Annotated in this window: 10 protein-coding genes; 5 read left to right on the top strand and 5 right to left on the bottom strand. The window is 69.6% G+C overall.

Annotation, left to right across the window (positions count from 1 at the left end):
- Positions 1-39: 39 nt before the first annotated feature.
- From ACIBK4_RS16375 to ACIBK4_RS16360, 4 genes are all read right to left on the bottom strand, one after another.
- Positions 40-552, bottom strand: coding sequence for a DUF402 domain-containing protein (locus ACIBK4_RS16375; RefSeq protein WP_398995398.1), 513 nt, complete (start codon positions 550-552; stop codon positions 40-42).
- A 64-nt stretch (positions 553-616) separates the two neighbouring features.
- Entirely contained in the window at positions 617-1978 is a 1362-nt protein-coding gene (locus ACIBK4_RS16370; RefSeq protein ID WP_398995397.1) for a glycine cleavage T C-terminal barrel domain-containing protein, read from the bottom strand.
- A gap of 190 nt (positions 1979-2168) precedes the next feature.
- Positions 2169-3302, bottom strand: coding sequence for an MBL fold metallo-hydrolase (locus ACIBK4_RS16365; RefSeq protein ID WP_398995395.1), 1134 nt, complete (start codon positions 3300-3302; stop codon positions 2169-2171).
- Between the two features lie 136 nt (positions 3303-3438).
- Positions 3439-4350 carry a LysR family transcriptional regulator gene (locus ACIBK4_RS16360; protein ID WP_398995393.1) on the bottom strand — a complete coding sequence of 304 codons (912 nt, stop codon included), beginning with the start codon at positions 4348-4350 and terminating at the stop codon, positions 3439-3441.
- Positions 4351-4994: 644 nt separating this feature from the next.
- On the opposite strand from ACIBK4_RS16360, the gene ACIBK4_RS16355 reads away from it, so the two are divergent.
- The 5 genes from ACIBK4_RS16355 (at position 4995) to ACIBK4_RS16335 (ending at position 10660) form a co-directional block, all read left to right on the top strand.
- Complete coding sequence (locus tag ACIBK4_RS16355) at positions 4995-6161, top strand: sugar ABC transporter substrate-binding protein (RefSeq protein WP_398995392.1); 1167 nt, start codon at positions 4995-4997, stop codon at positions 6159-6161.
- Complete coding sequence (locus ACIBK4_RS16350) at positions 6158-7762, top strand: sugar ABC transporter ATP-binding protein (RefSeq protein WP_398995391.1); 1605 nt, start codon at positions 6158-6160, stop codon at positions 7760-7762. Before ACIBK4_RS16355 ends, ACIBK4_RS16350 begins: the two co-directional genes overlap by 4 nt.
- On the top strand, positions 7762-8790 hold the full coding sequence (locus ACIBK4_RS16345) for an ABC transporter permease (protein WP_398995390.1): 1029 nt from the start codon (positions 7762-7764) through the stop codon (positions 8788-8790). The genes ACIBK4_RS16350 and ACIBK4_RS16345 overlap by 1 nt, the downstream gene beginning before the upstream one ends.
- Positions 8791-8839: 49 nt before the next feature.
- Positions 8840-9445, top strand: coding sequence for a TetR/AcrR family transcriptional regulator (locus ACIBK4_RS16340; RefSeq protein ID WP_398995389.1), 606 nt, complete (start codon positions 8840-8842; stop codon positions 9443-9445).
- A gap of 102 nt (positions 9446-9547) precedes the next feature.
- Positions 9548-10660: a cobalamin-independent methionine synthase II family protein gene (locus ACIBK4_RS16335; RefSeq protein WP_398995387.1), complete on the top strand. Its 1113-nt coding sequence runs from the start codon at positions 9548-9550 to the stop codon at positions 10658-10660.
- Between the two features lie 80 nt (positions 10661-10740).
- On the opposite strand, the gene ACIBK4_RS16330 is transcribed toward ACIBK4_RS16335, so the two are convergent.
- Positions 10741-11808: a chorismate-binding protein gene (locus ACIBK4_RS16330; RefSeq protein WP_398995386.1), complete on the bottom strand. Its 1068-nt coding sequence runs from the start codon at positions 11806-11808 to the stop codon at positions 10741-10743.
- Positions 11809-11884: the final 76 nt, after the last annotated feature.

The raw sequence follows: 11884 nt of genomic DNA, 5'->3' as shown, positions 1-11884 counted from the left end.
ACCGCGCGCCCTGACGTGTCCGGACGGTCGTGCGCGAAGTCAGCCGAAGGGCGGCAGCTCGGCCAGCTCAACAAGGGCGGCCGGCGGGAAGTCCGGCCACGAACTCGGCGCATCCTGCCCCAGGTTGCGCAGGTGCTTGTCCATGAAGTTCTGGGCATTGCGCAGGACCTTGATCGTGGTGGCGGCATCGATGACACCGTCCTGGAGCGCTTCAGCGAGTTCGTCGAGGTCCAGGACTTCGTAGCGCAGGCCGACTGGCGGAACGATGATGTCCAGGTAGAGGTCATGGACCGCCAGCCGTTGCGGCCCCACTTCCGCCAGCTCGACCAGATCGATGTACCAACCGCCTTCGAGCGCGCCGACGAAGGTGACCGGCCTGGTGATCTGTATCCCTTCGTCGGCGATGACGAAGCAGCGATCGGTCGTGGGCCGACCGGGAACCTGCCACGGGGGAAGGATCTCCATGTCGTAGGCCACGATGTTGTCGCCGGTTCGAACACCGGGGCACCATTGCCCGGTTCGGTGGTGGACACGTACCTCTTCCAGGACCATGCATCGCAGTATGACCGCGCGGTGTTGCTTCAGGCGGTGGAGATCCCGGAGCGAGGTGGGGCGGTCACAGTGCGGTGACGTCGGTGCGCCGGTTGTCCGGCTTGAACGGCAGGGTGGTGACCGTCGCCCGGATCTCCCGTTGCGGGGTGCCCGGTCGGCCCCAGAGGACGACGACCTCTGTGCCGGGTGTGGTGTGTGCGGGGTCGAGGACGCACAGGGAGATCATCGCCCGCAGGGTCGGGCTCACGGTGCGGCCCGTGGCCACGCCCACCGGCTCGCCGGACACCAGCACCTGGTCGAAGTGGGGTCCGCGACCACGGGGCATCTCCATCTGGTCGGGCAGTTCGGCCTCGCTCAGGAGTGAGGTGAGGACGCCGGCGACGTCCTGCTCGTTCCAGCGCAGACCGACCAACTGCCGTGCGGGAACGCCGCTTTCGGCGTCCCGCACGAGTGCGTCCCGGCCGATGAAGTCACGGTCGGGGACGCCCTTGCGGAACCCCCAGCCCAGTTCGCCCGGCTTGCGGAAGTAGTCGGTGACCCCGCCCACCGGGGCGAAACTGCCGGTCGGCACGCCCCTGCGGAACTGCCTCGGCGCACCCGGCGTGAGGATCGACGCCGGCAGATAGTCCAGCCCGTTGGTCGCGATCCCGGCCTCGATGTGCTGAACAGGCTGGGCGCGGAAGCCGAGTTGACGGATACCGGCGTCCAGGCCGCTCGCCACGACCGCCGCCCAGATCTCGTTGGCGTGCTCGGTCGGGCCGTGCAGCTCGTACCCGAGTTCGCCCGAGATGCCGGTGCGCAGGACCCGTACCGGGACCCCGTCGACCGCCGACATACGGCTGCGGCTGAAGCCGATGTCGCGGAGATCGTCCCCTGTCAGCTTCTCCAACGTGGCCAGGGACGCCGGACCTTGGACGCCGAAGATGAACCGGTCGGGGCTGATGTCGGTGGCCGCCGCGTCCCACCCGCCCTGGCTCAGCTGCCACAGCAGCCAGTCGCAACTGCCCGCGGTATAGACGAACTCCTCGGGGCCGAGCCGGCACAGCACGCCCTCGGAGGCGATCCAGCCGTTGTCGTCGAGCTGCACATGGTGCTTGATCTGCCCGGTCTCGAAGCGGGACAGGTCCCGCATCCCCAGCCGGCTCAGGAACGCGAGCGCCTGCGGGCCGTGCACCTTCACCTTGTGCAGCGAGGTCCAGTCGCCGACGTAGCACGAGCCGACATGGGCGGCGCTCTCCTCGACCCAGTCCGCGTACTCCTCGGGGAGCAGGATCTGCGCGAAGCGACCGTAGGTGCCTCGGGTGTTGCCCTCGTCCTGGGCCGCGGCGGCCGGGCTGAACATCGCCGGGCGCTCGGTGACGAACTGTGCGTCGTGCAGCCGGAGTACCGCTTCGTAGGTGCTGCGCTGCTGTGAGAGAAGGTCCATTTCACTCTCCATCGAGTGGCCGTCGTCCAGGGTGTCGTCCGGAGCGGCGTGCAGGTGCTGGATCGATCCTGGGCTAGATCGATTAAGTCGGACGGTAACAGGCGTTTCGGGGCGGGGCGAGAGTCGTGACACACCGGTGATCGGTCCGGCGGCGCAAGCAATGCGGAACCTCCGCGCAACGCCGGATGGTTCAGGACCGGCGGGGCCCGCGCCGTCGTACCGGCAGGCGCAGCAGGTCCGTGCCCAGCACCATCGACCCGCCGAAGTCGGCCCGGCGGGCGCTGTCGCGGAGCAGCCGGCGCCAGGTCGCGTCGGAGACCACGGTCTGCTGGCCCGGGCCGAGGTGGGTGGCGACCAGTGTTCCCACGCCCGACTCGGCCGCGATCCGGCCGAGTTGGGCCACGTCCGTGTGGGTCGAGGTGATGTGGTCGATCAGTGCCTGGGGCAGGCCGAGGCTCGCGAGACCCGCCGGGTACAGAGCCTCGTGGACCAGGACGTCCGCGTGCGCCGCCAGCGTGATGATGTTCGCGGTCGGTGCCGTGTCGCCGGAGAAGACGACGCTGCCGTGGTCGGTGTCGAAGCGGTAGGCGTAGGCGGGGAACACCGCGCCGTGCGGGACGAGGACGGCGGTGACCTTCATGTCGTCGTTCTCCATGACGGTGAACGGCGCCATGGCCGGCGCGGAGTTCGTCGCCGAGGCGCCGGCGCCGGACGGCGGGAGTACGTCGTGGACGTGCAGCAGGGTCGCCGGGTCGATGCCGGCGTGCTCGGTCATGAAGAAGGTCGGCGACGCCGCGTACGCCTGACCGGCCAGCTTCGTCATCTCGACGGTGCCCGGCACGAGCCCGGGAGCCCCGGCGACGGTCGACGCGATACCGGCGGATCCGGGGCCGTAGACCTCGATCGGGCTCTGGAAGCCCTGCGCGCCCGCGGCGCCCGCCGACAGCAGCGGGAAGGAGTAGTAGTCGACGATGTGGTCCGCGTGCAGGTGGGTCAGGAAGATCCCGGCCAGCGACGGCATCGACAGTCCGGCGCGCAGGTACTGGGTCACCGCTCCTCGTCCGCAGTCGACGACGTACGTTCTGCCGTTCACCGTCAGCGCCGACGAGATGCCGTAGCGGGTGGCCAGGGGCGGTGGCCCGCCGTTGGTGCCGAGGAGGGTCACGGTCAGGCCCGCCGCGGAGGGCGCGGATCCGGTCGTCGTCGCGGCCGCGGCCGGCTCGGCGCCGAGCACCGGTACGGCGACGACGGCGGCAGCGGCGGATGCGGCCATCGCGCCCAGCATCGTCCGGCGGGACGTCGGTTCACCCAGGGGTTCGCACATGAAGAGACAGCTCCTTCGCGGCTCGATTCGCGTTGCCACAGTGGCCACACGGAGCACGACTGTCCATCAGTCGGTACAAAATATGCGTTCCCGTGACAAACTGTAAGTTTTCGCTCCGCGCAAGTGTCGGCGGACGTCAACGGCCGATCGTGGGAATCGGGTTCTCCGCGAACCACTGGGCGAGGAAGTCCAGGAAGACCGTGATCTTGCGCTGGGTGCCCGGCCCGGGCCCGTGGATCGCGTAGAGCGGCCGGTCGGGTGCCGCCAGGTGGGGCAGCTGGACCTGGAGAGCCCCGGAGACGAGATCGTCGTAGGCGGACCGCTGCGGCAGCAGGGCGATGCCTCGCCCGTGGACGGCCGCCTTCTGCAGGGCGATGTAGGAGTTGGACGAGAAGGCCACGTTGCGGATCTTGTGCAGCGTCGAGGTGGGACCGTGCCCGATACGCCAGACCGGGTCGTTGACGTGCACCAGGCAGTCGTGGGCGGCCAGGTCGTTGGGGTGTGTCAGGGGTCCGTGCTCGTCGACGTACGTCTTCGACGCGCACAGGACGAAGGGCAGCGAGGCGATCTTCTTCAGCCGGACGTTGGAGTCCCTGAGATCCCGGGTGTGGAACGCCAGGTCGAAACCGCCGTCGAGGAAGTCGTACGTCCGGTCCGACACGCCTCCCAGCTCGAACCGGATCTGGATCTTCGGGTGCGCGGCGGAGAACGCGGCGATGGCGTCCCCGAGGTCCAGGCTCCCGATCCACTTCGGGCAGATGATGCTGAGCGCACCCTCGGCCCGGTCGTGCAGATCCGCGATATTGGAGTCCTCGGCGTCGATCTCCTTCACGATGCGGGAGGCGAACTCGGCGTACCGCAGGCCCGGTTCGGTCAGGCTCACCGAGCGGGCCGTGCGGTTGACCAGCCGGACGCCGACCTGCCGCTCCAGCTCGGCGACATGCCGCGACACCAGTGATCCCGACGACCCCAGCGCCTTGGCCGCGCCGCTGAAACTGCCGAGGTCGGCGACGATCACGAAACAACGCATGAGAAGCAGACGGTCCATGGCGGTCCTCCGGTCGTCCACGGCACCGGTGTCCCTCCGGGCCGTGTCGAACATGGGGCGGCAGAGGGGAGGACCGTCAGCGTCACCTCGGTCGTCACACCTACCGTCACTATATCGATCTAGTGAAGGTAACAGAACCTCTTCGCGACCGCGAGGCCCGAGCTGTCGGCTTCGACCGAGACCTGCCCACGGGGGCAGGAGGCGGGCCAAGGACCTCGCCCGGGAACGAGTCGGATCACATCCGTGGCAACCAAGGAACAACCCGCCTCCTTCGCTCCCGGGGAGACCTCGGCCCGTGCGCGACTCGCAAACTTAACTTGTTGCCGATGCGCTTCCGCGTGCCTGCCGACATGCACACACTTTCGGCCATTGACGGGAATTGGTCGGCGAACTGGGCCTTTGCCGCAGGCAGGCGTTGACGATGCGGTTCGTGATCGCTGCGCGGCACACGGTTCGGACGCCGAGCCACGCTCCGCTTCACGGTCAGGTTCAGGTGCAGGGTGCCGCCGCGGCTCAAGCCGCGGACCAGAGCCCGAACGCACTCCTCTCATATCTTCTCGCCCGCGCAGTGACGGTGGGCGGTTCCAGACACCACCAGCGTCCGCTCACAGCAGTACGGACGCTCGGCCATGGAGGCACAAGCAATGGCGCTTAGCAGAAAAAGGTGGCTGGCCTCGGGCACGGCTGCGCTCGCCGCATCGGCGATGCTGGCAGGCTGCGGCAGCTCCGACTCCGGCTCCGGTTCAGGCTCCACCACGTCGGGCAAGGACACTTCCGCATCGGGGCTTGCCACGGCCGAGAAGAACGTGGCGGCCCTGCAGGCCGTCGCCAAGACCTACCCCGTCCCCACCGCGAGTGTGCCGGGCGTGGACAAGTTCAAGGGTCGCAAGGTCTTTTACATCCCGATCGTCCAGCAGGTGCCCGCCTTCGTCGCCACGGCCGGGTCGACGAAGCAGGCGCTGTCCAAGGTCGGCCTCTCGCAGCAGGTGTGCGACGGCAAGGCCCAGCCGACCGCGATCGCCTCCTGCGTCCAGCAGGCGATCACCGCGGACGCGGCCGGGATCATCCTGGACGCGATCCCTTACGGCATGGCGCAGAACTCCCTCGACGCCGCGAAGGCCAAGGGCATCCCGATCGTCATCGCGGACCAGAACCCCCCGGCCGGGGTCAAGAACAGCAACCAGGTGAGCTATGTGCCGGGTGCGAGTTCTCAGCCCACCGCGATGGCCTGGTGGATCATCGCCGACTCCAAGGGCAAGGCCAATGTGATCATCGCGCAGAATGCCGACAGCCCCACAGCGCTCAAGATGGTGGCCGACTCGCTGCCGATCTACAAGAAGTACTGTCCCGGCTGCAAGGTCACGGTCAAGCAGATCACCGCCTCGACGCCGGCCCTGCTGGCCTCGAAGGCGAGTTCCAACGTCCTGAGCAACCCGAGTGCCGACTACTACTACACCGAGTTCGAGGACAGCCTCCAGCCCACTCTCCAGGGCGTCCAGCAGTCGGGGCGCTCTTCGAGCATCTCCGTGTCCACAGCGGCCGGTTCGGTGAACGGACTGGGCCTGATCAAGAGCGGTTCGGTCAAGGCCGTCGTGGCCGCGGACCAGCTCTACATGGGCTTCGGCGTGACCGACGAACTCCTGCGCATGATGACCGGGTCCGGGCCCATCGACGAGGCCCAGCCCATCCGGCTGTTCACCAAGCAGAACATCGGCAGCATCAAGGTGACGGCGGCGGCCCAGGCCTCGGGTGAGTGGTTCGGCGACGGTTCCTTCCAGGCGGACTTCGCCAAGCTCTGGGGCATCGGATGACGAACGGGGCGCACACCGTGGGCGCCGGCTCGCGGACCGACCCGCCGGACTCGGCACTCCGCCATCGGCTGGAAGTGGCCGAGCTGTCCAAGGCGTTCGGCTCGACCCGGGCGCTTCGCGGGGTCCATCTGCGGATCGCGCCCGGAGAACTGCACGGGCTGGTCGGCCAGAACGGGTGCGGGAAGTCCACCCTCGTCAAGATCCTCACGGGCGTGTACGCGCCCGACCCGGGAGCGTCCATCGCGGTGGACGGGCAGCGGTTGGCACTGCCCGTCCACCCGATGCGGCAGCGCGAGGCGGGAGTCTCGGTCGTCCACCAGAACAGCGGACTGGTGGACGACCTGACGGTGTGGGAGAACGTGCGGCTGGGGCACTACCGGGCGGGCCGGCTCTCGCGGCGGATCAACCGCCGCGAGGAGCAGCGGGCCACCGAGCGGGTCCTGGCCCGGCTGGACCGACCCCTGGAGGTCGGCCGTCAGGTGGGCCAACTCTCGGCGGAGGACCGGGCCGTGGTCGCCATCGCCCGGGCGGTGCAGGACCACCGCCCCGGGGGTGGGCTGATCGTCTTCGACGAGTCGACCCGGGCGCTGGGCAGGTCGGCGCGGGCCCGCTTCTTCGAGCTGGTCCGGTCGCTGGTCGACGAGGGCACCTCGGTCCTGCTGATCTCACACCAGCTGGAAGAGGTCGTCGAAGCGACGGACCGGGTCACGGTGCTGCGCGACGGCGCCGTGGTCGAGGCGGGCCTGCCCACGAGCGAGGTGGACGAGGTCTCACTCACCCGCATGATGCTCGGACGTCACCTCGTCACGCACGGGCGGGTCGGGAGCCAGGTCAAGGACGAGGTCGTCGCCTCGGCGCGGGGTCTCGCGGTCGGCCCGGTGGCCGGCCTCGACCTCGACATCCGGCGCGGCGAGATCCTCGGACTGACCGGGCTGATCGGCTCGGGCTTCGTCGAGGCGGCCGAGGCGCTGGCGGGCGCACGCCCCGCCGACGCCGGCACGCTGTCGGTCCAGGGGCGCGACCTGGCCCTGGACCGCAGACGCGGCTGTACCGAAGAGTTCGTGGACGCCGGGGTGGCGTTCGTACCCGAGCGCCGCCTGGAGGCGGGGGTGGCCGGCGAACTCTCGGTGGCCGACAACCTGACACTGCCGCGCATGCGCGGCCGCGGCGGCCGGCTCCGGACCGGCTCCGCATGGCAGGCCGAGGAGACCGCCGCGATGATCGCGAAACTCGACATCCGGCCGCCCCACCCTCAAGCGCCGGTCCACACACTGAGCGGCGGCAACCAGCAGAAGGTCCTGCTGGGCAAGTGGCTGGCCGGCACGCCGAACCTGCTGGTGCTGCACGAACCGACGCAGGCAGTCGACGTCGGCGCCCGCCACGACATCATCGACGCGATCCGGGAGGCCGCGCGGGACGGCTGCGGAATCGTCCTCGCCTCGATCGACCCCGTCGACCTCGCCGTGCTGTGCGACCGGGTGCTGGTGTTCCGCGACGGCCGGGTCGCCACGGAGCTGAGCGGCGAACTGGAACAGGACGCAATCGTCCGGGCGGTCTTCGGCGACGACACACAACCTCAGGAAAAGGGGCAGGGCCACTGATGGACGTCACCAGCCGGCAAGACAACGACATACCCTCTGCCGCGCCGAAGGCGGCGCACACCGGAAGACCGACATCGGCCTCCGCCATCGCCGGCCAATTCGCCTCGCGCTACTCGGTGATCGCCATCTGGGTGGCCATGATCGCCGTGTACGCCGCCGCGGAGCCGGGGGTGTTCCTGACCAAGGGCACCTTCCAGACCATTTTCGGCTCCCAGCAGGCCCTGGTGTTCCTCACCATGGCCCTGTTGTGCACCGTCTGTGTCGGGGAGTTCGTGGACCTGTCGGTCCCGGCGGTCTTCGGATTCTCCGCCACGATCCTGCCCGTCCTGGTCGTGGAGCACGGATGGGGAGTGTGGCCGGCCGCGCTCGTCGCCGTCCTGAGCGCGATCGTGGTCGGCGTGGTCAACGGCCTGCTCGTCGTCGTGGTCGGGGTGAACACCATCGTGGTGACCCTGGGGATGGGCACCCTCCTCGGCGGCATCGCCCTGTGGCTGTCGCACCTCAACACGGTCAGCGGGCTGCCGACCGGGTTCGGCAAGATCGCGTTGTATTCCGTGGGCGGGCTGCCGATCTCGTTCTCCTACGGCGTGGTGCTGGTGGCGGGCTTCGCCTATCTGCTGACCTGCACACCGCTGGGCCGCCACATCCGGTTCGTCGGAGCCAACAGAGAGGTCAGCCGGCTCTCCGGCATCCGCGTCAACCGGATCCGCTTCGGCTCCTTCGTCGCCTCCGGCGCGCTGTGCGGTGTCGGCGCCGTCATCTCCGTCGCGGCCCTGGGCGGCTACAACCCCACCACCTCCGACACCCTGCTCCTGCCGGTCTTCGCCTCGGTCTTCCTCGGCACCGCGATCGTCCTGCCCGGACGCTTCAACCCGCTCGGTACCTTCATCGGTATCTACTTCCTGGCGACCGGCATCCTCGGACTCCAACTCCTGGGTCTGGAAGCGTGGGTCTCCTCGGTCTTCTACGGAGGGGTCCTGGTGGCAGCGGTCACCATCTCGACCTTGCTGCGCCGCCGCAGTCCATAAGCGGCTCGCCGACACCGGCGGGCAGGCACCTACCATGGCCGCTGTGAGGATGACAGCGACGGACCGGCGACAACTCATCACGCGGGCGGCGGGTGAGCTGTTCATCGCGCGCGGCTACACCGGTGTCTCCATGGAGGACGTCCTGGCGGCGGTGGGCGGCTCCAAGGCGACCCTCTACCGCTACTTCGCCGACAAGAGCGCCTTGTTCCGCGCGTCCGTGGAGGCGCTGTGCGACGAGTGGTCGCAGCCGCTGCACACGTTCACGCCGGGCACCGAGAACCTCGCCGAAACCCTGGTCGCGCTCGGTGAGCACTTCGCCGGTGTCGTCCTCACGCCCGAGGCCATCGCCCTGCACCGCCTGGTCACCTCAGAAGCCGTGCGCATCCCGGGGCTCGGGGAGGTCTTCGCGGAGCACGGGCCCAACGCGGGGCATGCGGTGCTCGGGCGCTGTCTCCAACAGGCCCACGACGACGGCCTGATCAAGGTCGAGGACCCGGTGCGGGCAGCGGAACAGCTCTACCAGGCCATGCTCGGCCACGCCCAGATGCGACTGCTGACGGATGCGCCGGTCAAGCTGACCGACGCCGAGGTCCGCGCGTCCATCAACGAGGCGGTACGGGTCTTCCTGCACGGCGTCTCCGTCGACCCGGCCTGACCTTCGCCACGGAGCCCGCCGTGGCCGACAGATGTCTTGCCCCCGAAGCGTACTGGACCGTACCGTACGGTTGCCCGAGTGCCCGGCGTGAAGGGACGGCCGATGCCGACGACGATCCGAGCCGAACATGTGGGAAGCCTGCTGCGCCCCGAGGAGCTGCTGGCGGCACGCGCCGCACACCGGCGCGGCGCGCTCTCCGACAAGGAACTCACCGAGCTGGAGGACCGGGCCGCGGCAGCCGCGGTGAAGCTGCAACAGGACGCCGGGATACAGGTCTTCACCGACGGCGAGGTGCGCCGGGACGACTTCATGGCCTCGGTGGTGGAGACGGTCGGCGGACTGACACCCGCCGAGGAGTCCTCGGCCCGGCCACGCTGGATCCGCGACAGCGACGGCGCCGAACTCGAAGGCGACGTCGCGTCGGTGGCCATCACGGAGCCCCTGTACCGGAGGACACCGCTGTCCCTCGCCGAGGCCCACTGGCTGTCCGGGAACGCACCGGGGCCGTACAAGATCACCATGGCCAGTCCGACGATGGTGGCGGGTTTCTGGCGGCCGGGGATCTCGGACGGCGTCTATCCGACCCGGCAGGACGCGGTGGCGGCGCTGGCCGACATCTACCGGCGGGACATCGCCGACCTGATCGACACCGGGGTCTCCTGGCTCCAGCTCGACTCACTCGCCTACTGGGCCAACATCGATCCCGAGGCCGCCCGGATGCGCCGGGTGACGGACCTGGAGGGGCATCTCTCCCACATCATCGACACGGACAACGGCCTGATCCGTGCCGCCCGCGCACGGCGCCCCGGCATGACCGTGGCCATGCACTTCTGCCGCGGCAACATGCGCAGCGCCTGGTCCGCCCAGGGCGGCTACGAGCCCATCGCGGAGCGGGTGTTCGGCGAGGTCGAGGTCGACCGCTTCCTGCTGGAGTACGACACGGAGCGCTCCGGCGGCTTCGAGCCGCTGCGTTTCGTGCCGCCCGCGAAGACCGTCGTCCTCGGGCTGGTGTCGTCCAAGGTGGCGGAGCTGGAGTCGGTGGACACGCTACGGCGGCGCATCGACGAGGCCTCGCAGTATCTGCCGCTGGAGCAACTCGCCCTCAGTCCGCAGTGCGGGTTCGCCTCGACGAGCCGGGGCAATCTCCTGACCGTCGACGACCAGCGCCGCAAGCTGGAACTCGTCGCGGAGACGGCACGTCTGGTCTGGGGCTGACGACGGCACGACACGGCCGGGGCGGGACTCACCCCTCAACTGCCGTCACCCGGTGTGTCGTTGGCGCGGCGGCCGGGTCCTCACGCGCCGTCGAGGACAGCGAGCCGTCGGCGGAGCTCCGGGCCTGTCGGCACACCGTTGGACGCGATGCTCAGCAGTCTCTCCGCCTTCAACTCGGTTTCCTGCCACTCCCGTTCGGGGTCCGAGCCCCAGGTGATGCCGGCTCCAGCGCCGAAGTTCAGGCGCTGCCGGGCCCGGTCGATCCAGAACGTGCGGATGCCTACGGCCAGTTCGCCGGTGCCACGATCGGCGTCGACCCAGCCGATGCCACCGCAGTACGGTCCGCGTGGCGCGGTTTCCAGGGTCGTGATGATGTCGAGGGCGCTCTTCTTCGGGGCGCCCGTGACGGATCCCGGCGGGAAGGTCGCCGCCAGCAACTCGGGCCATCCTGCTCCGTCCCGCAGCTCGCCCCTCACCTTGGAGACCAGGTGGACGAGTCCGGGGTGACGCTCCACCGCGCACAGTTCCGGCACGGTGACACTGCCGGTGGCGCACACGCGCCCGAGGTCGTTGCGGACCAGGTCGACGATCATCACGTTCTCGGCGTGGTCCTTCTCCAGGAGATCCGCCTCGGTACGCCCGGTGCCCTTGATGGGGCCCGACTCGACCTCCCGCCCTTCGCGACGCAGGAAGAGCTCGGGCGAGGCTGTGGCCACCTCAACTCCCCTGCCCGGCAGCCTGATCAGGCCCGCGAACGGCGCCCGGTGACGCACGGCCAGCCGGTCGGCCAGCGCCTCGATGTCGGCGTCGGCCGCGATGGGCGCCGACAGCACGCGGCAGAGGTTGGCCTGGTAGACGTCACCGCGCGCGATGTGCTCGCGGATCCGCCGTACGCCGGCCTTGTAGGCGTCGCGATCCAACGACGTGTCCCACAGTCCGGGCGCGGGCCCGTCCCATCGGGCAGCACGGGCCGGGTGTCGCGCGGCGGTCCGTACGTCGCGGAAGCGGGCGCAGGTCAGACGCCCTTCGAAGTCGGCTACGACGGCCCAGAAGCCTGCGGATTCGAGCGCGGCGGGGTCGTGCGTGACGTCGGCGAGCCCGGTCGCGATCCGGCCGCCGAGCCGGGCCAGCGGGGGGAGTTCCATCATGTCCGGCACCTTTCCCGAGCGCGGAGGCGGACCGAGCGGGCCCCCGTCGCCCGGCACGGGTCCGGGCACGAGGTGC

Origin of the sequence: Streptomyces sp. NPDC050528, assembly GCF_044457795.1 — a bacterium.
Classification (GTDB): Bacteria; Actinomycetota; Actinomycetes; order Streptomycetales; family Streptomycetaceae; genus Streptomyces.
The sequence above is the reverse complement of the archived record's forward strand: the minus strand, read 5'-3'. Positions and strand labels throughout refer to the sequence as shown.